Source organism: Mesorhizobium sp. P171375, assembly GCF_057786075.1.
The window spans coordinates 2,752,345-2,773,561 of the sequence record NZ_JBYNWF010000001.1 but is presented as its reverse complement, the minus strand read 5'-3'; the positions used below and the strand labels follow the sequence as shown (position 1 = coordinate 2,773,561).

Here is a 21,217-nt window from a genome sequence, read left to right as displayed (position 1 = left end):
TGTTGATTTTAAACAGATTTTTCACGAAATATTTTTTCGCACGGTTTCGGCATCTATCGAAAGTCGATTGCCTCTGAGAATCGATTTTTAGCGGTTGGGAGCCGCTCCGCTACCAGCGGAAAAGTGCCGTCATATCTCCTAGCAAGGTTTTCGTCGCCCGGGCGAGGCTCGTCCAACCGGCGCCCCCAGAGCAAGCCTACACGAGGGCCTGACGCACCGTTGTCGCCTCCCTATTCCGCGCCACTTGAATGTCAGAACAAGAATTTTCTGACGCATGGAAGCCACTGTCACATCAGTTCCGATTGGACAGTCATAATCATTTCCTTTGCTTTTCGCTGGAAGCCACGGCTTCGCAGCGTTGATCTGGTAAGTGAGGTCAGGCAGCCGGCAAGCCTGGATCGACGCCGGTCATGGCGATGGAGACGTCCCAGAGCCGCTTCGCGAGCGCAGGATCTTCGGCATGCGGCGCGCGCTTTGCTTCGCCGGCTACACCGCGGATTCCGCCAAAGCCGGTGGGACCGTAATAGCCTGCGGGCTTTACCTTGCCGGTCGCAGCCAGAAGTGCCGGCCACGCGCCCTTGTCGGCGCTATTGAGCAACAGGCCGACGATTGGGCCTACGATCTGGATCAGCCCCATGTGACGGCCAAGACTTGTGGCGGCGACTCCAGGGTGGACGCCGATTGCTGTGACGGGTGACTTCGCCGCGCGCAGGCGACGATCCAGTTCGAAGAAGAACAGCGCGTTCGCCAGCTTGCTGGCGCCGTAGCGCTCGGTCTTGACGTAGCTCTTGTCGGCGTTGACGTCATCCCAGTCGATCTTGGCCTTCAGATGCGCGACGCTTGAGGTCACGACCACCCGCGCTCCCGGAGTCTCCGCCAGCTTCGGCAGGAGCAGCGAGGTGAGCGCGAACACGCCGAGATGATTGATGCCGAACTGCGATTCGAACCCCTGCTTCGTGCGCGTCAGAGGCGGGTTCATGATCCCGGCATTGTTGATGAGTGCATCGATCCGTGGCTCCTTCGCGGCGATCTCGGCTGCGGTGCGAACGCTGTCCAGGTCACCGAGGTCCAGCGGCAACCAGACAAGATCGGCATTCGGCGTGATCCGCTTGATCCGCGCGATGGCATCCTGCGCCCTGGTCTGCTCGCGGCAGCCAAGGAGGACGCGCGCGCCCCTGGCGGCAAGCACCCGCGCGATTTCGAACCCGACGCCGGCGTTGGCGCCGGTGACGATGAAGCTCTTTCCCGTCTGTTGGGGGACGTCGGCTTCGGTAAAACCCTTACTATTCGACATTTTCGATCCTTATCTATGAGTGATTACATGCTCATTTATCAGTTAAAACTCAGGCGGCGGACCCCTTCCAGAACAGGTCGAACCCGGCCTGCCGGATGGCGTCACTTTCCTGAGGTTTGGCTGCGACCGCGTTGATGCTGATGTCTGCCAAATCGAAGAGAATGGTATCGATGTAGAAGGCGATCCGGTCAGGCGCGGCATGGCCGGCGAGACACTCTTCCACCATCGTCCGTGCATCCCGCTGCATGGCGTGGCACTGGTTCCGGCTTTCCGCCGTCACGCGATCCGACACCTTCAACTGGCGAAGGGCCTTGCGCGCCGTGGCGTGAGCCAGTCCCCAGTCAATCAGACGGTTCCAAACCGCGAATAGCCGCTCTTTGGCGGAGTCGTCCGCGGGATATGGTGCCAGCATCGTCTCTGTGAGGTCGGTCTCGATCTCGAGAAAGAGCTGGTTGAGCAGATCGTCCTTGGTTGGAAAGTAAGTGAACAGCGTTCCCTCAGACACGCCAGCAGCCTTTGCTATCTTGGCCGTGGACGCGGCTGTGCCTAGGTTGGCAACGAACTCGGCCGCTGCATCGAGCAGTGCCTGTCGCTTTTCTTCACTGAGGGGACGCGCCATATTTCCGTCTAACGATATTGAGTGAGTGGATGCTCAATTATATAGAGAATGGCATGAGATTGGTCAAGTGATGCCGCCCGCATCTTTCGCGGTCCACGCCAACCAAGCTCGAATAAAGATTGTGTGGGCACACACCATGAGGCTGCGGCTGTCTTTTCAATAAGGGACGCCGTGGGGATCGAGGTATCTGTCGAAAGGGAAATGCATTGGATTCAGGGCCTTGATTGCAGTCCCGAGGCATCATCTGCCTACTTCGATAGGAGCAGGTGATGGCGTGTCCAGCCCTGACTAATCCAAAAGCGTGAACGGCACCACAAGCGGACATTATTCGGTATCTATCGAGATGTGTGAACCGCCTACACTACGACACAGTTTCCGAAACTACGCTCCCGTTACTCCCACTCTATTGTTCAAATAGCCTATAACTAATTGAAATTACAGTCGAATATTTTCCACCGTCATTTAAATTCCGACACTAAGACCGTCAAAAAGTTACGCTTTTGATTTTAAAGGGAAAATCGTCGCAAAAATTTTTTTGCGGCTTCATCAACTATCGATATCAATCGAGCAATTTTTTGACCTTCAGGCGTTTGACGAAGCACCTTGTCCGTGTCGAAAAGTACCGTCACTCCCTCAACAGATGTATTTTTCGTTGCGAAATCCCTCCTATGATGTTCAGATTCAGACAAGCTGACTTTTGACAGGAGGGCAATGTTGTGAGGCGGTACTCAACCTCTCCTCGTCCAGTTACCCCAGAGCGCATCGAGCGAGCGCTCGACCGCGTTGCAGAGATCATAGCCGCGCGTGGCAAGCAAGGCGAGGCATTGCTTCCTCTTTATGATCACTTGGAGCGTGGTTTGCGCGATCTCCACAAGAGAGATGAACGGCTCGCCCAAGTGCGCGAGCGTGTCAAACGATTTCACAGAGGCACGATCTTCGTAAGCTTCTTTCCATATCTGCGGTCGGATCGCGCTTCGATCGGCGTGCCAATCATGGTCTCCAACCCGACATACTGGCGGGCGTCGATCAATTTGTTGCCGAGCATGACGTTTCGCGTCCCGAAGCCGTCCGATTGATCATTCGTGACTGGCTGACCAGACACCAAGTGCTGAAGGCCGAGTGAAACCGCACAAAGTTCGCTGGCGCTATCGGACGAAGGAGCGTGGTTCACCTGCCGGCCCCCATCAGGCGGGTTTCAAGGAGGCCTACCAAGCAGGGGGTCGACGGCCGGAAAGTCCCCAAGTGCTCCGGTCGTCCAATTTTTGCGGCGCGCCCATGCTTCGCGCGCATCATGCCCACTCGTTCTGACGTTAGCGTTGGTGCGCAATCTACGTCTCGCCTGCCCCTATGGCAAAATTGCAATGCTTTGGCAGCGCCCTCCCGCTAAGGACGATGTCTCGATTCAACAAGCTCTGCCTTGCGCCGTGCCGTCTCCAGCCCAAGCCCGATGAAGGCGCGCGCGTGCTTGGCGAGTGCCAGATTGTCTGTCCACAGATTGCGCCAGATGGCGGTCTTCTTCGACAGGTTCTCATCGACGATTTCCGACGAGAAGGATTCGAAGCTGAGGTCGTCGCAGTAGCCGATAGCCGTCAGCGCATCGAAGATCGCGGCGAAGTCGATATTGCCGGTGCCGAGGAAACCGCGATGGCTCTCGCCGATATGGATATAGCCGATCTTGCTTGCGGCATGACGGATGGCCAGTCCGACATCGGCTTCCTCGATGTTCATGTGGAAAGTATCTAGATGCAGGAAGATATTGTCCGACCCTGTGTCTTCGATGAAGGCCAGCCCTTGCGCGGCGGTGTTGAGCAGATTGCTTTCGAACCGGTTGACGATCTCGAGATTGAGCGTGACGCCGGCCGCCTTCGCCGTCTCCGCGACCTTGGCCAGCGTGCCGGCGCTGCGCTGCCACTGATCTCGCGTCGGCGCCAGCGTCTGTAGTCCGTGGCTGGTGCTGAGAATGCCGCCAATCTTCTGGCCGCCCAGATCGCGCGTCAGCGCGATGGTGTCCTTGAGTATCCCGACGCCACGCGCGGCAATCGCTTTGTCGGCGCTCGAAATGTCGCCATCACCAGGCAATCCGATGCTGATCGCGACACCGAGGCCGAGATCGGCGATGCGTCTGGCGAGCCCGCTGATGTCGACATCGGCCGGGTCGAGATAAGAAAATTCGATGAGGTCGAAGCCGGCCTCTTTGGTGTTGGCCAGTGTGCGTTCGAGGTTGGCCTGTGCCGAGCTCGCCGACCAAACGAAAGAATGGATTCCAATACGCGACATCATCGTCTCCGGCTTCTGCGCATCGGATCCAGACGCGGAGCCGATGCCTGACAAGACGTGCGGCCGGCGACCCCGGCCGCACGCTTCTGAAGGACGTTTAGCGGGCCGCGGTCCAACCCTTGTAGTCCTTCAGGTTCTCGGCCGTGATCAGCTTCGGGTCGAGGAGCACGGTGGCCTCGGCCGGCTTCTTGCCTGCAAGCAGATCAGCCGCCATTGTCAGAGACTGCCCGGCCATCACATAGGGATCCTGCGAAGCCGAGGCCTTGATCATCGACGTGCCGGAAGCGAGTTCCTTTTCGATATCCGGCGCGCCGTCGACCGCGGTGAAGATGAACTCCGAGCGGTTGAGCTGCTTGGCCGCAAGCTGGGCGCCGATCGCCGTCGGATCGTTGATGGCGAATACGGCGTCGATCTTGTCGAAGCGGGTCAGCAGCGACTGGAAGACCTTCAGGCCGCCGTCGCGCGAGCCTTCGGCATTCTGGTCGTCGGAGAGGATCTTGATGTCGGGGTGTTTTGCGAGGACCTCCTTACAGCCCTTGACCCGCTCCAGGATCGACGATGATGCCGGGCCGTTGAGGATGACGTAGTCGCCCTTGCCGCCGGTATGGTCGACCAGGTACTGGCAGGCCTCTTCGCCGGCCTTGACGTTGTTGGTCATCACGGTGACGTCAGCGCCCGGCGCCGAAACGTCGAATGCGGCGACGATGACGCCGGCCGCCTGCGCCTTCTTCACCGCCGGCGCGATCGCCTTGGCATCGACGGCGTTGAGCATGATGACGTCGACGCCGGCGGCGATGAACGAATCGACTTGCGAGACCTGCTTGTTGAGGTCGTAGTCGGCCGATACCGACGTCACCTGGACGTTCGGGTTGATCTTCTTGGCTGCGTCTTCGATGCCCTTGATGGTAGCGACGAAGAACGGGTTGCCGAGCAGGCCGACCGAGATGCCAACTTTGTTCAGATCCTTGGCCGATGCCGGCGCGGTCACGACGGCCGCAAGGGCGACGCCGCAGAGCAGTTTAGCGATAGTCTTCATTGCTTGTTTTCCTCCAATTGCCCCGCGCCTCTCACGGTGCGTTACACATGAAACCGGCTCCCTTGCCGGCGACTAAGGGCCATCACGTTCTTGCTCCTGCCTGGAGCCTGTAGCGGTCGAGGGCGACTGCCACGATGATGACCAATCCTTTGATGATGTACTGCCAGATGTCCGAGACACCGGCCAAGATGAGCCCGTTGGAGAGCACCGCGATGATCAGGCCGCCGATCAGCGTGCCCCAGATCGAGCCGACGCCGCCGACGAAGCTGGTGCCGCCGAGAATGACCGCGGCGATGGCATCCAACTCGTAGGACTGTCCGAGCTGCAGCCCGTTGGCGGCGTACAGCCGGGCCGCCGACATGGCGCCCCCAAGACCGGCCAGAAGGCCGGAAGCGCCATAGACAAAGAGGAGCACCAGCGGCACCTTGATGCCGGTTAGCCGTGCCGCCTCGGCATTGCCGCCGACGGCGTAGATCCAGGTGCCGAGCACGGTGCGCTTGAGCACCAGCCAGGACAGCACGACGACCGCCAGCGCGATGATGACCAGCCAGGGAACGCCGAACAGCGAACCGTTGCCGATGAAGTCGAATGGCAGGTCCGAGTTGAACACCGTGGTATCCTGGCCGAGCAGGCGGGCGACGCCGCGCACGGCCGTCAGCGATCCCAGCGTGACGATGAAGGGCGGCAGCCTGATATAGGCGATCAGCAACCCGTTGATGACGCCGAAGCCGAGGCCGACGAGAATGGCCGCCGGCACGCCCAGCAGTCCCCAATCGGGCACCAGCGACACCATCACCGCCACCATCGCCGAGGCGGCAAGGATCGAGCCTACGGACAGATCGATGCCGCCGGTTAGGATGACGAAGGTCATGCCGGCCGCAAGCACGATGTTGATCGACGACTGCTGCATGACGATCAGCAAATTGGTCTGGGTGAAGAAGCGCGGGTTCATCAACTGGAAGCCGACCGCCAGCAGGATCAGGATCGGCAGCATGCCGAGCGCGGCGAAGGCGGTGCGCCACCTTTTGCTCGTGCCGACCGCCCGGTCGTCCGCTTTTGTCGTGTCGGCCACCTTGTCGGTCATCGCTGAGCCGCTCCCGTTGCAAGTTCCATGATCGCTTCCTGGCGCAACGGCTCGCCCTCCGACGCCGTCACCTCGCCGACGATGGCGCCGTCGCGCATCACCAGCACGCGGTCGGCGATGCCGATCACCTCCGGCAATTCGCTGGAGATCATCAGGATGGCGATGCTTTTCTTGGCGAGATTGTCGATCAACCGGTAGATTTCCGACTTCGCACCGACATCGACGCCGCGGGTCGGCTCGTCGAGGATGACGACCTGCGGCTCTGTTTCCAGCAGCCGGGCGAGCAGCACCTTCTGCTGGTTGCCGCCCGACAGCGAGCCGGCATTAGCCTGCACCGAGCGGGTGCGGATGGAGAGGTCGGAGACTGCCTTGGCGGCGCGCCTTTCGGCGGCATTGAAATCTCGCAAACCACCGGCCTTCGCATCCATGGCCAGCACGCCCATGCTGATGTTGTCGGAGATCGACATGTCGAGGAACAGGCCAAGCTGCTTGCGGTCCTCGGTGAGGTAGGCGATGCCGGCGTCGAGCGCCTCGCGCGGCGAATCGATGGATATCGGCTCGCCGCCGAGCTCAAGCGTTCCAGACGTACGCCGGTCGGCACCGAAGATCAGCCGTGCCAGTTCGGTGCGGCCCGAGCCGACCAAGCCGGCCAGTGCCAGCACCTCGCCTTGGTGGAGGTCGAAGGAGCAATCCTTGATGAGATTGGCATCCGACATGCCGCGTACCGACAGCGCGACGGCGCGCTTCTCGTCCGGTGGGCGGTGATCCTTCTTGTAGAAGGTCGACAGATCGCGGCCGACCATCATCGACACCAGGCCCGACGCGTTCAGGTCGGCGCGGTCGAGCGTGCCGACATAGCCGCTGTCCCGCAGCACGCTGACGCGGTCGGCGAGCTGGTAGACCTCTTCCATGCGGTGGCTGATGTAGATAATGGCGATGCCTTGCGACTTCAGCGTCGCGATCACCTCGAACAGCCGGTCGGTCTCACGCGAGGTCAGTGAAGTGGTCGGCTCGTCCATGACAATAATGCGCGCATTGGTCGACAGCGCCCGGGCGATTTCCACCAGCTGGCGTTCGCCGAGCGACAGGCTTGCGACCGGGGTGCGGACCGAAAAGGTCACACCGAGGCGCGCGATGATCTCGCCGGCGCGCCGATTGCACTGCTCGCGGTCGACGATGCCGAACCGTCGCGGCTCGTTGCCAAGAAAAATGTTCTGCGCCACCGACAGATTGGGCGCCAGCGACAGCTCCTGGTAGATGACGGCTATGCCCTGGGCGCGTGCCTTGATCGGATCGCCGGTCGCGACTGGCGTGCCGTCGATCAGGATGTTGCCGCCGGGATCGGGCCTATAGGCGCCGGAAAGCACCTTCATCAGGGTCGACTTGCCGGCACCGTTCTCACCCATCAATGCATGCAGTTCGCCGGCATGGACGAGCAGCGATACATCGTGCAAGGCGCGGATCGGGCCGAACGTCTTCGAGATGTGGCGCATTTCCAGCACCGGCTGGCGGGCCGTATCGATCCGGGCGGCGGCGCTCATCGTGTGCCTCCAGAGGCTGCTCCGGCTGCACGCCGGTCAGCGGCGAGGCCGCGCCAGTCGTTGCGGTAGCCGGCAAGGCCGCCGAAGCTTGCGGGGCGCACCGCCTCCGGCGCCTCGGTGGCAAACGCGCGTCCGGTGCTTTCGAAGGCAAGTGCGGCGGCACCGGTGGCGCTGCCCTCGAGCGTTGCTCCCTGCAGGAAAGCCTGCCCCGGTCGCAATTGCGCCAGCAGCGAGGCAAGGATTCCGCCAGTGTTGAGGCCGCCATCGACGATCACGGTGTTGTCGGAATGGATCAGCTCGAGGCACCGATCGACCATCAGCGCGACATAGAGCAGCGCCACGGCTGCGCGTTCCTCGGCACTGGGTGTACGCCCGACCAGTTCGCCGCGGCGATGAGGCATCGGCCCGCCCGGCGCGAAGCTCGGCAGCGCCATGATGCCAGCATCGATCACCCGCTGCACTGCCGCCGGCGCAATCGGGCCTTGCCAGCCGGGACTGATCGTGGCGAATTCGCGGCCGCCCATGAAGCGGATGGTCGGCACAGGGCCGCCGTCGACATCGACATTGACCAGCATGTCGCGCTCGCCGTCGAGCGCGTCGATCGGGCAGTCCGGATTGAGCACGATGACCCAGGTGCCGGTCGAGACCACGGTCACCGGCCCAAGCTGCTGGCGGCGATAGGCATGGAGCGCGGCATTCGAGTCATGGACGCCGTTGTGGATGGCGATCGGCTTCGGGGCCTGGCCGAAGCGCTGCTCGCCGATCACCGCGCCGGCGCGCTCGAAGCCGGGCATCTGGCCGCGCCAGCCTTCGGCGTCGACCAGCGAGGAGAAATCGCGTTTGCGCGGCGCCCATAGATGCGAGTGGCAGCCGAGATAGGAGACTTCCGATACCGGCCGGCCGCCAAACCGCCAGCTCCAGTATTGCGGATAGCCGAGGATCGATTTCGCGGCGGTGAATGCACCGGGTTGCACCGCCTGTAGCCACAGCATGTGGCGACCGTAGTTGAAGCCGAGTGGCAACCGTGGCGAGAAGGTCTCGGCAAAATCCGGAATGCGGCGATCGATTTGCGCGGCGAACTCGGCCGGCGGCTCCTGCTCGTAATCGAGGATCGGATGCGTCAGAGCCGCCTCGTCGACGAGGGCAAAGGTGCAGCCATGGCCCGACACCATCACGCCCTCGATACCATGGATGTCGGCGACCTCGCTGACGGCTCCAACCGCCCAATCGTGAAGCGCTGCCTCATCAAGCACGCTGAAGCCATCTTTGCGCATCCAGTTCGGCCGGGTCCGGCGCTGGTCGAGGATGCGTCCGTCCGGGGCGAAAACGAACAGCTTCGAATTGGTCTTACCGAAATCGAGGACGGCTGTGTTCACTGGCCGCCTCCCGAAGAAGAGGCTATCCGCACCATGACGCCGGCGTCTTCGAGCATGCGCGCATCGGTATCGGACAGGCCGTCATCGGTGACCAGCGTGCCGATGCGCGATAGCGGCAGCGCCACGTTGCGCGCGTGGATCGACAGTTTGCGGCTGTCGGCCAGCACCACGATCTGGTCGGCGCAGAGGCTGAGCTCGACGATCGAGCGGACCAGCAGCGGGTGCGATTCCAGCAAGCCGTCCTGGCCGATGCCTTGCGCGCCGAGAAAGAATTTCGAGGCGTAGAACGGCACCGCCTGGGTCAGCGAATGGATGATGCCCGGCTCGCGGTAAAGGTCGCCGCCGGCGACGGTCAGACTGCAATGGCCGTGGTCGCTGAGATAGGCCGCCAGCGGCATCGAGTTGGTGTAGAGCCGGATGTTGCGATCGGCGAGCTTGACGCCGAGATGAAAGCAGGTCGAACCGCCGTGAACGATGACGGCGTCGCCGTCACGGACCATGGTCGCTGCGAGCGCGGCGATCTGCCGCTTGGCCTCGACCGCAAGGTCGCGGTTCTCGTCATAGGGCCGAGCATAGGCGACACCCGCGTGCGAAGAACCATCGAGCGCCGAGATGCCGCCATAAACCTTCCTTGCTTCGCCGGCCTCGTCGATCTTGTCGATGTCGCGCCGCACCGTCGCCGCCGACACGCCAAGCCGCTCCTGCAGCTCCCGCACCGATGCGAAGGGGCGATCCCGCAGCAACTCGACGATCTGACGCTGGCGGCCGGAGTCGCTCAATCGTTTTTCCTCCCGGAAGCCGTTTTGCCACGGCCTTTGATGTAACTTACTCAAATGCTCTCTGATTGCAAGAACGTTTGATGATATTAGATCACTGTTGACGTAAGTCGCTCGCGTCTGCGATACAAACATCAACATTCGCCCAGCGACGGTGTATCCGAAGCTGCGAGGCTGGCGGAGCTGATAGAGGAAATGGGCCATGGCGACCTATGCGGATGCGCAGGAAATGGCTGCTTTGCGGTCGCTTTCGGCCAGCATCGGGCGCAGCCCAAATCTGACCCAGGCCGCCGGCGGCAACACCTCGCTGAAAGCAGGCGACACACTGTGGATCAAGGCTTCCGGCACCTGGCTGAAGGATGCGCTCTCCGAAGACATCATGGTGCCGGTGGCGATGACGCCACTGCTCAGGGCTGTCGAACAGCATGACAGCGCCGCCGACCAGCCGCAGATCTTCGCCATCGAGACGCTCAACGTCCGCCGCCTGCGCCCTTCGATTGAAACCACCGTTCACGCGCTGATGCCGCAGCGCGTGGTCCTGCATGTCCATTGCGTCGAAACCATTTCGCTGGCGGTACAGGCCGATTGCGAGGTGCAAGCCGCCAAACGCCTCAATGGCCTCAAATGGGCGTATGTTCCTTATTTCCGGCCGGGCCTGCCGCTTGCGCAGGGTATTGCCGCGCGGCTTCAGCCGGGGGTCGACGTGCTGATCCTTGCCAATCACGGGCTGGTCGTCGCGGCCGATACCGTCGCCGAGGTCGAAGTGCTGCTGCGCCGCGTCACGCTGCTTCTGGCGCGGCCGGCGCGCCAGGTGGTGGAACCGGATGTTGCGGCATTGACGGCACTGGCCGGGAACACCGGTTATAGGCTGCCGGTGGAAATCGAGGCGCATGCGGTCGCCATCGATCCCGAAAGCCGCCGCATGGCGTCCGGGGGCAGCCTCTATCCCGATCATGTCATCTTTCTGGGCCGGGGATCGGTGCTGGCGAAGCCCGGTGAGGATGTGCCGCGCGTCACAGAGCGGTGCGGTGCCAAGCCCGCGGCGATCCTGTTTCCCGGGCTGGGCGTGCTGATGCGCGGCGACGCCAGTGCTGGCGCCGACGCCATGCAACGCTGCCTTGCCGACGTGACGGCACGGATCGACATTGCGGCGCGGCTGAACTACCTCACCGCCGCCGAGAATGATGAGCTAATCAACTGGGACGCCGAGAAGTATCGCCAGAAACTCAATGCCGCCAGCCGCTGACACGCCGCTTGCCATAGGCATCGACATCGGCACGTCCGGTGCGCGGGCCGTCGCCATGCGTCCGGATTTTTCCATTGCCGCCCGGTCCGCCGTTCCGCTCGAGTCGTTTGGCCAGAATGCCCGCGACCCAGCAGTGTGGTGGTCAGCGGTCGGCGCAGCGCTGGCGGAGTTGCTTTCGCGCATCGATCGAACAGCGGTCCGATCGATCGCTGTTGACGGCACTTCAGGCACGTTGCTGCCGATCGACGGCGCCGGGCGGCCGCTGGCCGGGCCGCTGATGTACAACGATACGGTCGCCGACAACGCCATTCTGGCCGCTATCGCTCGCGAAGCCCCAGCGACCAGTGCCGCACTTGGGGCGACGTCCGGTCTCGCTAAGGCGCTCTGGTTCCAGCGCACGCCCGGCGTTGCCGCGGTGCTGCATCAGGCGGACTGGATCGCTGGACAATTCTCCGGTCGCCTCGATGTCAGCGACGAGAACAATGCCTTGAAAACGGGTTACGATGTCGCGGCCCGCTCCTGGCCGGACTGGATTGCGGCGACCGGAATGCGCATGGAGTTGCTGCCCGGTGTCGCCAGGCCGGGCGATGTCGTCGGCAAGCTCACCGCGGATGCCGCGGACATGTTCGGCTTACCGCGCGAGATGGCCGTCGTCGCCGGCACGACCGATGGCTGTGCGTCGTTCCTGGCGACAGGTGCCTCGACCATCGGTGACGGCGTCACCGCGCTGGGATCGTCGTTGACCGTCAAGATCCTGTCCGATCGGCCGATCTCGGCGCCACGCTTCGGCGTCTACAGCCATCGGCTTGGAGATGTCTGGCTGGCGGGCGGCGCATCGAACTCCGGCGGCAAGGTGCTGAAACAGCATTTCCCTCTGGCGCGCATCATCGAGCTAAGCATGGCGATCGACCCGATGACCGAGGCCGGCCTCGACTATTATCCTCTTGCCGCTGCAGGCGAACGCTTTCCGATCGCCGATCCGGAACTGCCGCCGCGGCTTGTGCCGCGACCGGTGGAGGACGCCGACTTTCTGAAAGCGATGTTGGAGGGTATCGCGGCGATCGAGGCGCTCGGCTATGACAGGCTCGCAGAGCTCGGCGCGCCGCGGCTGACGTCGGTCAGAAGCGTCGGTGGCGGCGCGGCAAATGCCACCTGGACGGCGATCCGGCAGCGTAGACTGGGCGTTGATTTTCTGCCGCCGCTTTCGGACGAAGCCGCTGCCGGCACGGCGCGGTTGGCGCTAATGGGCGCAAGCATGGCGGGGCTTCTATGAGTGCCAAACCAGTCGAACACCTCAACGGCATCAGGCCGCTGGCCGAGCGCTATGATGTTTTCCTGCTCGATCAGTTCGGCGTTTTGCATGATGGCACCAGCCCCTATCCAGGCGCGGTGGAAGCACTGTCGGCCCTGAAGCGCGCCGGCAAGACCATCGTGCTGATCTCGAACTCGGGCAAGCGGGCGGGGCCTAATGAGAGCCGGCTGCTAAAGCTCGGCTTCGAACCAAGAAGCTGGGACCATTTTGTCTCTTCCGGCGAGGTAGCGTGGGAGCTCTTTCACGACATGGCGGCATCCGGAAGGCTGCTGCCAAACACGAAATGCCTGCTGATAAGCCGCGACGATGACCGCTCTGCGATCGAAGGTCTGCCCTTCGCATTGACCAAGGACGGTGACGATGCCGGGCTGGTGCTGATTTCGGCCAGCGAGGGCGACCGCTACGATCTCGACCACTACCGCAGGCTTCTTGCACCAGCTGCAGCGCGGCAGGTGGCATGCTTCTGCACCAACCCGGACAAGATCATGCTGACGCCGGTAGGGCCGCGCTTCGGTGCCGGCCAGCTGGCGGATCTCTACGAGAACCTCGGTGGTAGCGTCACGCGTGTCGGCAAGCCTTACCCTGCGATATTCGACACCGCGCTAGCGCTGGTAGGCAATCCGCACCGCAGCACCGTGGTCTGCGTCGGCGACAGCGTCGAACACGACATCGCCGGCGGGCTTGCTGCCGGCGTGTCCACGGTGCTGGTTCAGTCTGGAATATTGGCGGACACCGCTGACCTGATCGACTTGTTCGACACGATGGACGCCTACCCGGATTACACGATGGATCGCTTCAGATATTGCTGATTTGATTGACCTGGCACGCTCGCGCCTGAATCCCGCCGAGCAGTTTTTCCTAGCGGCGGATCATTGCCGAGCGCTATGGCGTTGTGCCGATGTTTCGAAATCGAAAAGCGTCCGCGTAACGAGAGCCGCATCGGACCAAACGGCACATCGCCAAACGATACTGCTTCGCCGCCGCTGACAATCAGCGGATCGCCCATGCCTGTCTCGGTTTTAGCGCTCGTTGGCCCCGACCTTCCTTCCTGCATTCCAAGCGTGTCGATCATGCGCCGCAGGATCGTACTTTGAAAGCCCGCCGCCGCCTAAGGCCCGGGCCTAACCCCAAGCCCCCGCCCAGGCAGCGGGCTTACTTTTTCTCCAGATCGGCGACGAGTGCTTCCAGCGCCTTAACGTCACTCTCATAGGAGGCGGCGTGAGCCGGGTATCGCTCGCGTTGGTGGCGGTAAAAGTCGAGCCACTTTGGAAGATCGGCAATCGGGAAGGTCCCGCGCCATTTGTCTTTCACGATTGTGAAAGTGCCAGTCCCCGAATTGTAAGTCGCAGTCGTTTGCATGCCCGGTTGTAGACGCGCCAGCGATTTGCGTCATGTGAACGCGTGCAGCTAGACGCGACTTCAAACCTGAGGAACGATCTCCAAGAACCCCTCGGTGGCGTCCATCTCTGGCTGGCTGTCAACTTTCGACTGGAGTGCGAGGATCCATCTGACAAGGCGTCCAGCGGCTGAGTTTTCACGACAACTGCCGGGAGGATCGCTAGAAGCGGAAATAGTTCGTTCAAGGTCCGATTAGGCACTAGGTTGATGTAAACGTGCCAGGGATCATTGGACGGACGCCGATGCCGATCTTTTCTGTCAAGCACACCACTGTCTATCGCTATAACCGGCCTGTGAAGTTTGGCGAGCACTGGCTCATGTTCAGGCCGCGCGACGGTTTCGATCAGCGGCTGCTGGATCACGCCTTATCCGTAAGACCCGAGCCGAGGGAGGTTCGATGGATCCATGACGTTTTCGGAAACTGCGTAGCCGTGATCGATTTCCACGGATCGGCCAATGAACTTCATTTTGCGACAGACATTCGGCTCGATCACACACCTCAGCATGCGCCCGATTTCCGTATTGATGAGGCCGCGTTGAACTATCCATTCTCCTACGATCCTGACGAGGTAGCCGACCTCGCGCAAACAATGGAGCGCCATCACGCCGATGATGGTGACGAGATCGGCAAATGGGCACGACAGTTTGTCAGTGCCGGAGGCACACCGAGACCGGAAAACTGTTGATGACCCTCTGCTACGCCATCCACGAGAGCTTCGTGTATTCCCGTCGGTTCGAAACTGGAACGCAACCGCCGCTCATGACCTTGCATCTGCGCAAGGGCACATGCCGGGACTTTGCGCTTTTCATGATGGAAGCCGTTCGTTCTCTTGGCTTTGCTGCTCGTTTCGTGACCGGTTATGTGTATGTGCCGAGCCGCGACAGTGATGCTGTCCGCGGCGGAGGCTCGACGCATGCCTGGTGCCAAGTCTACTTGCCCGGGGCCGGTTGGCTGTGGCTCGCCATCCCCGACAAGCCATCCCACTTTCTGGAAGCTACTCCGGAAGCGCGACAAGTTTTCTGGGCATGAGCGTGGAGGTGAAGGTGGCGAAGGAAACCACGCCAACGAAAATGAGCGCTGTCTGATGTTCTCAGGAACTGTTTGGCAAACACGGAGTTTGCCCAGTTCCTGGATTAGAACATTGGAGCATCGATGCGGATCCGCGCAGGTTTCAGCCTTACCTACGAATGCCCGCAGCTGACACCGATGCTGCTGGTCCTTGAGATCCATCCCTCACGCCGCGTCGATCTGCTCACAGAACAAGTCATAGGTTTTGATCGCCCGATCGAGGCCCGCGGATACATTGATGCTTTCGGCAACGCCTGCACGAGAATAGAAGCGCCAGCAGGGCTGACGACGATATCGACGAGCTTCGAGATATACGACACCGGCAAGTCCGATGTTGTCCTGCCGAACGCCATTCAACACGATATTAAGGAACTCCCGGACGAGGTGCTTAGGTTTCTGCTTGGAAGCCGCTATTGCGATACCGATCGGCTTGGCGACCTCGCTTGGGCGAACTTTGGCAACACCACGCCTGGATGGACCCGAGTACAGGCGATTTGCAATTTCGTGCACGATCACATCGCTTTCGATTACCAAGCCGCCAATCCGCTGCGGACCGCCTATGGCGCCTTCGAAGATCGAGCCGGCGTCTGTCGCGACTTTGCGCATCTGGCCATCTCGCTATGCCGCTGCATGAATATACCGGCGCGCTATTGCACCGGCTATCTCGGCGACATCGGCGTGCCTCCAGTGCCGGATCCCATGGATTTCAGCGCGTGGTTCGAAGCATATCTTAGCGGTCACTGGTTCACATTTGATGCTCGGCATAACCGCCCTCGCATCGGTAGGATCCTGATGGCGACGGGTTGCGACGCGACTGATGTTGCCCTCTCAACCAGTTTCGGGTCATCGAGACTTGCCGGCTTCGAAGTTGTCACGGAAGAAATCCCGGCGGAGCACTTGTTGGCGACCCTATGACCGCGCAAGGCCATGTCGTGAAATGGACCTGAAGCTGGATAGCGCTAGCCGAACAATGCGAGACATTAGAGGTCCGCATATTGTAATCGCGCAGTTATGCCGTCACGCATCGAGCGATGCTCTTCAACATTGCGCCAATGTGCCAGCGCAACCCACTTCCTAGGCGTCCTTCCTGAACGCCCAGCGAAGTAGGTTGCTCAGCGTGAAAAAGCTGGCCTGATTTGGGCGGCCCGCGAGCATCAAATCAAAGCGACGCTGAGTGCCGCGTTCCAAACCCGTCTCCGCCTCGCTTGGAGCCATTGGAATGGGAAGCGGTAGCCCAAATCGGGGTCGATCGCCGCAACGATCTGGAAGGGTCGGCCATGAAATGAGCGACTATCCTTTGGTCAGGCCGCGCGCGATCAGCCGCGCCAGACGCTGCGAAAACGCAGTGGCGTCCGCTGGTTTGTCGCCGTCGAGCACCCGGGCCTCGTCGTAGAGAAGATGGGCTGCATCGTCCTTAAAGGCCTGCTCGTCTTCGCCGAGGCTGGCGAGCGCCAGCACGCGCTCATGCCGTGGATTAATTTCCAAGATGGGCTTGGCCGCCTTGTCGAGGCGGCCGGCGGCGTTCATCAGCCGCTCGAACTGGCGGTCCGGACCGTGCTCGGGCGCGACAAGGCAGACCGCGCTTTCGGTCAGGCGGTCGGAGGCCTTGACGTCCGAGACGGCGTCGCCGAGAGCCGACTTCACGAAGGCCAGGAAGGCGTCGACCTCCGGCGTTGCCGCCGTGTTCAGCTTTTTCCCGTCGTCGAGCAGCGGGATGTCCGATAGTTCCGCCACGCCCTGTGTCACCGACTTGAAGGGCTTGCCCTCGAAGTCCGGCGCCATCGTCACCCAGAAGCTGTCGACAGGATCGGTGAGCAGCAGCACCTCGATGCCGCGCGCCTTGAACCCTTCCAGCTGAGGCGAGGCTTCGAGCCGGGCGCGGTCGTCGCCGGCCATAAAGAAGATCGTCTTCTGGCCTTCCTTCATCGCGGCGACATAGTCGGCGAGGCTGCGCCAGCCTTCGCTCGAAGCGGTCGAGCGGAAGCGGGCGAGTTTCAGTAATTGCTCGCGCCGCTCATAGTCCTCATAGAGTCCTTCCTTGAGGACAACGCCGAAATTCTCCCAGATCTTGGAATAGGCCTCAGCTTCGTTTTCCGACAGTTTGCCAAGATCGCCAATCACGCGATTTGTCAGGCCCTTGCGGATCGACGCTAGCAGCGGGCTTTCCTGGATCATTTCGCGCGAGACGTTGAGCGGCAGGTCGGCGGAATCGACCAGGCCGCGAACGAAGCGCAGGTAGCGTGGCAGAAGGTCGGCATCATCAGTGATGAAGACGCGGCGCACATACAGCTTCAGACGGCCCTTACGGTCCTGGTCGAACAGGTCGAAGGGACGCGAACCGGGCACGAAGGCTAGCACGCTGTATTCCTGCCTTCCTTCGGCGCGGAAATGAATGGTGGCGGCCGGCTCGTCATACTGGCCCGCAACACTGCGGTAGAAGTCGGTGTATTCCTCGGGCTTGATCTCGCTCTTCGGCCTGACCCAGAGTGCCGAGCCGTCAGCAATGTCGCGCGCCTCGGCGCCGGGTTTCTCGATGAGCGTTATCGGCACCGGCACATGGCCCGACTGTGACTTGGCCAACTGCTCAAGCCGGTAGGAACCGGTATAGGAGATGGCGTCGTCCATAAGGTGTAGCACGACGCGAGTGCCGCGCATGGGGGCTGCTTCAAGCGGGGCCGGCGCGATCTCATAAGAGCCTTTGCCATCGGACGACCAGCGCCAGGCCTCGTCGCTTCCCGCCAGGCGACTGATGACATCGACGCGTTCGGCCACCATGAAGGCGGAATAAAAGCCAACGCCGAACTGGCCGATGAACTGCGTATCGTCGGCCGTGCCGCCTACGCCGACGCGTTCGACGAAGGCGCGCGTGCCCGAGCGCGCGATCGTGCCCAATGCTTCGGCCATATCGTCACGGCTCATGCCTATCCCGTTGTCTTCGACGGTGATCTGCTTGTTATCGGCATCGGCGGAAACGGTGATCCGCAGCTTCGGGTCGCCAGCTAGCAATTCGGGCCGACTGACCGCTTCGAAGCGCAGCTTTTCGCAGGCGTCGGCGGCGTTGGAAATCAGTTCGCGCAGGAAGACGTCCTTATCGGAATAGACAGAGTGCACCATCATGTGCAGCAGCCTCGAAACGTCCGCCTCGAACGCTCTGGTTTCTTTCGCCTTCGTGTCTATCGTCATCTCGCGTTTCCTGTTGTTTGCAGCTTGGTCTCCGCACGAGGTCGTGTCGGATGATCAATCGTTCAGACGGTGTTGCTTGTCCTGGACGCGCCGCCAGCCAAACCCGGGCGCCGACGAACCATGGCGGCGGACGAAGGCAGTCAGGGTTGCGCGGACGGTTCCGGCACGCTCTCGCCTGCGACGCCCGCTTTGCGGCTGCAGGCCGGCTAATCCTGAAGCAGGCATACGCTCCCACCACGCTCTCGATCTAGTCGGAAAACCCATTCCGACCAGCAGGTCACCGGCGTGTCAAACTGCCTGTTAGTCATCGCTTGCGCTTACTCTCGACGGTGCAGGACTTGGAGCGGATCGAGCAGCAGAAAGCGCGGCCTCTCACAACCGGCCAGTGATCATGTCTCAACCTCCAAAACAATTTGTTTTCATCACCTGGCAATGGATCGTCGAAAGTGTTCCTGGTCAGCCACCAAATGCCTCGGAGGCCGCCGATACCCGCTGCGCGGAGAGACACATCAGTGTTGACGCCACCGTGACCTAGTTTTCCCTTTTTTCAGTTTCAAGGGGCCGGCCATAAAAATGACAGCCCCCGAATGAGAGCGCCAACAGACTGTTATCATGCAGCTATTTGTTAGAGCACGGGCCTTTCCGCTTGATGTCCATGCGATCCGAAAAATTGGATCATTCCCTTTCTTGCCCCCAAAACATACGATCCGGTGAGCAAGGTCGCTTGAAAGCGCAAGGCCCCTTGTAAAGGTCTCCATCGGATGGCGAAGAAACTCAAAGTCTATCAAACCTCGATCGGCTTCTTTGATCTTGTCATCGCAGCGCCATCGATGAAAGCCGCCGCAGAGGCCTGGGGTGCCGATCCCGACATCTTTAAACGGGGATTCGCGAAACCGACAGACGACCCCAAAGTGGTCGAGGCAACAATGGCCGCACCAGGCGTCGTGTTGCGGCGGCCGGTCGGATCGCATGGGAAATTCACTGAAAAGGCTGTGCTTCCGAACGTACTCGAGGGGGTCCAGCGGGCTCCGCAGGGTCGTGCGCAGCGCGCGGACACCAGCAAGCAAACCGACATGAAATCCGACGACAAAGCGAAACGGAACGCGGCGGCCGCTCTCGAAAGGGAAAGAAAACGTGAGGCCCTGGATCGCGCAAAGGCGGAGGCCAGGAGCGAGCGTGCGAAGAAGCAACGCGAGCGAATGATCGCCAAGGCTAATACCGCCTTCGCGCGCGCTCGTAGCCGCCATGAGAGCACGACGAATTCCATCAGACAGCGGCGAGAGGAGCTGGACAAAGAGGAAGCCAACGAGAGTCAAAGATGGGAGCGCGAACAGCAGGCGCACGGTGACGCGCTGAAGGAGGCAGAAGAGTAGGCAGGCGGTCCCCGTTGCGCCTCGCTCCTGCGAGCCGGCTGCTGACGCAAGGCTGGCGGCCTTCAGCACTCGGTAATAGCCATCAGTTGAACGTCTCCAGGCCTAGGAGATGTTTATCCGGCGTCAGGCGCGACGGATGGGCCGGAGCGTGGGGTTCTGGTCTCCTCGGCTACGACGAGCAAAGCCTCAAGTGTGATCGCGACTCCTGACATGAGGATGGCTATGTCGCCGCTAGCACCGGTTAACGAGAGCTCTGTCGCACGATTTTGCAAAGTGACGCTGAGGTCCTTAAGTCTCCTGCGGAGGTCGTCGTCCATTTGTGTTCTCCAAGGTTAAGCCTTGGAGCAACGTGCCTGCTGACAACCTGTTCCGCCGTGGCGGCAAGTAACAACGGCTGGCCGAGATTACACTTTTGGCTTTCGCCTGCTCTTCGGCAGAACCGGTTTGGGATTAAGCCTTATCCACTGACGAGCCGCAAAATTTCTCGCGAAGTCTTCGGTCTCGAAAAGATGCTGGGTGACCGCGCCGTCTTCCATGACCTGCACAGCCCATTGGCCGTCTAGCTGCTCGATCGAGACACTGTTTTTCGGAGGGTCATCCAACGCGCTGCACTCCCACAGATCGGAAATGAAAACCAATCATGCCGGTCAGCTTAGCCGTAATGGAGTTTTGGTTTTGGCTCGGTGCCGGTAAACTTCACACCGATGCGGTCGTTTCGCCGCCAACGAACCTGGCAACGGTAGGCAATTCCGTCGGTTGGCACGTATAGCAGGAAGTGCTCCGGCACCCTCGTATCGGCGGCTACGCGCAATTCTGCACCCCCATCATGTTGGTTCCTAAGTGAGCAACTGACCTCCGAATTTTGTATTCCGGTGATTATCGCCCCGCCTTTCAGCACGCGTTGGCGATGCTGGCGACGGTTGCCATCAGAGGGAGGATTTGGTGACATACATTTGTCCGCGAAGCTTTTGCCCGTCCAATGTTGTCAGAATGAATTCTATCATAGCACCTCCTAAACCTAGCGTCTTGCTTTCCTGAGTAACAGCGCGCCAAGGCGCAGATCGTGGTCCGTTCAGCAAGCGCCTTTCGACGACCAGTCCAGCAGGAAACTACCTACTACTCGATCTCAAACATCCCCTTTACAGTGGCAATCGCCTCGTCGAATGTTTTGTGCGGAGTGGTTATTCCGGTCTCGCCCAATCCTGGCAGCACAATGAACAGCAGCCAGCCCGTATCGGTGCGCTCAAGTTTGACTGACGAATTCACGGGTAGCGGAGGTTTCTTTTTCAACGCCGAATTGCCTTGGTTTGCCGGTGACACAACGGCGACTGGCCCGCTCTGTTCCATCACCTAAGCGCACCCGCGCAGACCGGGGAGACCATCCATGCCAGCAACCGAGTTGACGGCGAAGCTGTCGCGCTTGGTCGATGAGTTCATGATCGACCTCAACGTTGGCTATTTCAGACGCCGCATCGCCGGGAACGGCAGCACCTTGGCCGTGCCTTCTAGTTCCAACGAATCGTGACCGGCGCTTCGAACACTTGCCGGGCGTCGCGCTGGTCGACCAGCTGGCCGCAGTTTGGGCAGTTGTAGAAATGGTCTCCGCTCGTCGGTCGGCTCGGCGCCGCGTGGC

Annotated in this window: 20 protein-coding genes and 1 pseudogene; 7 read left to right on the top strand and 14 right to left on the bottom strand. The window is 61.1% G+C overall.

All coding sequences use genetic code 11. The annotated features are described in order from the left end of the window. Positions 1–376: 376 nt before the first annotated feature. From ACYHH6_RS13390 to ACYHH6_RS13350, 9 genes are all read right to left on the bottom strand, one after another. A complete protein-coding gene (locus tag ACYHH6_RS13390; protein ID WP_352593241.1) occupies positions 377–1,294 on the bottom strand; it encodes an oxidoreductase in 918 nt (305 codons plus the stop codon). Between the two features lie 49 nt (positions 1,295–1,343). Further along, positions 1,344–1,913 (bottom strand): TetR/AcrR family transcriptional regulator, encoded by a 570-nt coding sequence (locus tag ACYHH6_RS13385; RefSeq protein ID WP_352593244.1) that lies wholly within the window; start codon positions 1,911–1,913, stop codon positions 1,344–1,346. A 919-nt stretch (positions 1,914–2,832) separates the two neighbouring features. Further along, positions 2,833–3,084, bottom strand: a complete 252-nt coding sequence (locus ACYHH6_RS13380; RefSeq protein ID WP_352593247.1) for a hypothetical protein — start codon at positions 3,082–3,084, stop codon at positions 2,833–2,835. 212 nt (positions 3,085–3,296) lie between these two features. Further along, the gene (locus ACYHH6_RS13375; protein WP_352593250.1) at positions 3,297–4,190 is read right to left on the bottom strand and encodes a sugar phosphate isomerase/epimerase family protein; all 894 of its coding nucleotides are present in this window, start codon (positions 4,188–4,190) and stop codon (positions 3,297–3,299) included. A 97-nt stretch (positions 4,191–4,287) separates the two neighbouring features. Continuing rightward, on the bottom strand, positions 4,288–5,226 hold the full coding sequence (locus ACYHH6_RS13370; protein WP_352591458.1) for an ABC transporter substrate-binding protein: 939 nt from the start codon (positions 5,224–5,226) through the stop codon (positions 4,288–4,290). 82 nt (positions 5,227–5,308) lie between these two features. Then, the gene (locus ACYHH6_RS13365) at positions 5,309–6,310 is read right to left on the bottom strand and encodes an ABC transporter permease subunit (RefSeq protein ID WP_352591461.1); all 1,002 of its coding nucleotides are present in this window, start codon (positions 6,308–6,310) and stop codon (positions 5,309–5,311) included. After that, positions 6,307–7,851 (bottom strand): sugar ABC transporter ATP-binding protein, encoded by a 1,545-nt coding sequence (locus ACYHH6_RS13360; protein ID WP_352591464.1) that lies wholly within the window; start codon positions 7,849–7,851, stop codon positions 6,307–6,309. The genes ACYHH6_RS13365 and ACYHH6_RS13360 overlap by 4 nt, the downstream gene beginning before the upstream one ends. After that, positions 7,848–9,227 carry an FGGY-family carbohydrate kinase gene (locus tag ACYHH6_RS13355; RefSeq protein ID WP_352591467.1) on the bottom strand — a complete coding sequence of 460 codons (1,380 nt, stop codon included), beginning with the start codon at positions 9,225–9,227 and terminating at the stop codon, positions 7,848–7,850. Before ACYHH6_RS13355 ends, ACYHH6_RS13360 begins: the two co-directional genes overlap by 4 nt. Beyond that, on the bottom strand, positions 9,224–10,006 hold the full coding sequence (locus tag ACYHH6_RS13350; RefSeq protein ID WP_192254653.1) for a DeoR/GlpR family DNA-binding transcription regulator: 783 nt from the start codon (positions 10,004–10,006) through the stop codon (positions 9,224–9,226). Before ACYHH6_RS13350 ends, ACYHH6_RS13355 begins: the two co-directional genes overlap by 4 nt. A 199-nt stretch (positions 10,007–10,205) precedes the next feature. Between ACYHH6_RS13350 and ACYHH6_RS13345 the strand changes: the two genes are divergently transcribed. From ACYHH6_RS13345 to ACYHH6_RS13335, 3 genes are read left to right on the top strand one after another with little or no spacing between them, the layout of a single operon-like run. Further along, the gene (locus ACYHH6_RS13345; RefSeq protein WP_352591470.1) at positions 10,206–11,249 is read left to right on the top strand and encodes a class II aldolase/adducin family protein; all 1,044 of its coding nucleotides are present in this window, start codon (positions 10,206–10,208) and stop codon (positions 11,247–11,249) included. Then, entirely contained in the window at positions 11,233–12,522 is a 1,290-nt protein-coding gene (locus tag ACYHH6_RS13340) for an FGGY-family carbohydrate kinase (protein ID WP_352591473.1), read from the top strand. The genes ACYHH6_RS13345 and ACYHH6_RS13340 overlap by 17 nt, the downstream gene beginning before the upstream one ends. Next, the gene (locus ACYHH6_RS13335) at positions 12,519–13,370 is read left to right on the top strand and encodes a TIGR01459 family HAD-type hydrolase (protein WP_352591476.1); all 852 of its coding nucleotides are present in this window, start codon (positions 12,519–12,521) and stop codon (positions 13,368–13,370) included. The genes ACYHH6_RS13340 and ACYHH6_RS13335 overlap by 4 nt, the downstream gene beginning before the upstream one ends. Here the strand turns inward: ACYHH6_RS13335 and ACYHH6_RS13330 are convergent. After that, the gene (locus ACYHH6_RS13330) at positions 13,340–13,633 is read right to left on the bottom strand and encodes a hypothetical protein (protein WP_352591479.1); all 294 of its coding nucleotides are present in this window, start codon (positions 13,631–13,633) and stop codon (positions 13,340–13,342) included. The genes ACYHH6_RS13335 and ACYHH6_RS13330 overlap by 31 nt on opposite strands. A 568-nt stretch (positions 13,634–14,201) precedes the next feature. Between ACYHH6_RS13330 and ACYHH6_RS13325 the strand changes: the two are divergent. Together ACYHH6_RS13325 and ACYHH6_RS13320 are read left to right on the top strand one after the other, a co-directional pair. Beyond that, a pseudogene (locus ACYHH6_RS13325) lies at positions 14,202–15,045 on the top strand (transglutaminase family protein). 67 nt (positions 15,046–15,112) lie between these two features. After that, complete coding sequence (locus ACYHH6_RS13320) at positions 15,113–15,943, top strand: transglutaminase-like domain-containing protein (protein WP_352591482.1); 831 nt, start codon at positions 15,113–15,115, stop codon at positions 15,941–15,943. A 375-nt stretch (positions 15,944–16,318) separates the two neighbouring features. On the opposite strand, the gene htpG is transcribed toward ACYHH6_RS13320, so the two are convergent. Then, positions 16,319–18,211, bottom strand: a complete 1,893-nt coding sequence (htpG, locus tag ACYHH6_RS13315) for a molecular chaperone HtpG (RefSeq protein ID WP_352591484.1) — start codon at positions 18,209–18,211, stop codon at positions 16,319–16,321. Between the two features lie 761 nt (positions 18,212–18,972). Between htpG and ACYHH6_RS13310 the strand changes: the two genes are divergently transcribed. Next, positions 18,973–19,584 carry a cell envelope biogenesis protein TolA gene (locus ACYHH6_RS13310; protein WP_352591487.1) on the top strand — a complete coding sequence of 204 codons (612 nt, stop codon included), beginning with the start codon at positions 18,973–18,975 and terminating at the stop codon, positions 19,582–19,584. 113 nt (positions 19,585–19,697) lie between these two features. On the opposite strand, the gene ACYHH6_RS13305 is transcribed toward ACYHH6_RS13310, so the two are convergent. The 3 genes from ACYHH6_RS13305 to ACYHH6_RS13295 form a co-directional block, all read right to left on the bottom strand. Continuing rightward, positions 19,698–19,901, bottom strand: coding sequence for a hypothetical protein (locus ACYHH6_RS13305; RefSeq protein WP_352591490.1), 204 nt, complete (start codon positions 19,899–19,901; stop codon positions 19,698–19,700). A 335-nt stretch (positions 19,902–20,236) separates the two neighbouring features. After that, positions 20,237–20,533, bottom strand: a complete 297-nt coding sequence (locus ACYHH6_RS13300; RefSeq protein WP_352591496.1) for a PilZ domain-containing protein — start codon at positions 20,531–20,533, stop codon at positions 20,237–20,239. Positions 20,534–20,700: 167 nt separating this feature from the next. Then, on the bottom strand, positions 20,701–20,934 hold the full coding sequence (locus ACYHH6_RS13295; protein ID WP_352591499.1) for a hypothetical protein: 234 nt from the start codon (positions 20,932–20,934) through the stop codon (positions 20,701–20,703). A gap of 34 nt (positions 20,935–20,968) precedes the next feature. Here ACYHH6_RS13295 and ACYHH6_RS13290 point away from each other — a divergent pair, with 34 nt between their 5' ends. Continuing rightward, complete coding sequence (locus ACYHH6_RS13290) at positions 20,969–21,109, top strand: hypothetical protein (protein ID WP_352591502.1); 141 nt, start codon at positions 20,969–20,971, stop codon at positions 21,107–21,109. The last annotated feature ends 108 nt before the right edge of the window (positions 21,110–21,217 follow it).

Excerpts from the sequence above, each read along its gene's own strand:
- ACYHH6_RS13390 (WP_352593241.1), bottom strand. The coding sequence starts at position 1,294 with ATGTCGAATAGTAAGGGTTTTACCGAAGCCGACGTCCCCCAACAGACG.
- ACYHH6_RS13385 (WP_352593244.1), bottom strand. The coding sequence starts at position 1,913 with ATGGCGCGTCCCCTCAGTGAAGAAAAGCGACAGGCACTGCTCGATGCA.
- ACYHH6_RS13375 (WP_352593250.1), bottom strand. The coding sequence starts at position 4,190 with ATGTCGCGTATTGGAATCCATTCTTTCGTTTGGTCGGCGAGCTCGGCA.
- ACYHH6_RS13370 (WP_352591458.1), bottom strand. The coding sequence starts at position 5,226 with ATGAAGACTATCGCTAAACTGCTCTGCGGCGTCGCCCTTGCGGCCGTC.
- ACYHH6_RS13365 (WP_352591461.1), bottom strand. The coding sequence starts at position 6,310 with ATGACCGACAAGGTGGCCGACACGACAAAAGCGGACGACCGGGCGGTC.
- ACYHH6_RS13360 (WP_352591464.1), bottom strand. The coding sequence starts at position 7,851 with ATGAGCGCCGCCGCCCGGATCGATACGGCCCGCCAGCCGGTGCTGGAA.
- ACYHH6_RS13345 (WP_352591470.1), top strand. The coding sequence starts at position 10,206 with ATGGCGACCTATGCGGATGCGCAGGAAATGGCTGCTTTGCGGTCGCTT.
- ACYHH6_RS13340 (WP_352591473.1), top strand. The coding sequence starts at position 11,233 with ATGCCGCCAGCCGCTGACACGCCGCTTGCCATAGGCATCGACATCGGC.
- ACYHH6_RS13335 (WP_352591476.1), top strand. The coding sequence starts at position 12,519 with ATGAGTGCCAAACCAGTCGAACACCTCAACGGCATCAGGCCGCTGGCC.
- ACYHH6_RS13330 (WP_352591479.1), bottom strand. The coding sequence starts at position 13,633 with ATGATCGACACGCTTGGAATGCAGGAAGGAAGGTCGGGGCCAACGAGC.
- ACYHH6_RS13320 (WP_352591482.1), top strand. The coding sequence starts at position 15,113 with ATGCGGATCCGCGCAGGTTTCAGCCTTACCTACGAATGCCCGCAGCTG.
- htpG (WP_352591484.1), bottom strand. The coding sequence starts at position 18,211 with ATGACGATAGACACGAAGGCGAAAGAAACCAGAGCGTTCGAGGCGGAC.
- ACYHH6_RS13310 (WP_352591487.1), top strand. The coding sequence starts at position 18,973 with ATGGCGAAGAAACTCAAAGTCTATCAAACCTCGATCGGCTTCTTTGAT.
- ACYHH6_RS13305 (WP_352591490.1), bottom strand. The coding sequence starts at position 19,901 with ATGGACGACGACCTCCGCAGGAGACTTAAGGACCTCAGCGTCACTTTG.
- ACYHH6_RS13300 (WP_352591496.1), bottom strand. The coding sequence starts at position 20,533 with ATGTCACCAAATCCTCCCTCTGATGGCAACCGTCGCCAGCATCGCCAA.
- ACYHH6_RS13290 (WP_352591502.1), top strand. The coding sequence starts at position 20,969 with ATGCCAGCAACCGAGTTGACGGCGAAGCTGTCGCGCTTGGTCGATGAG.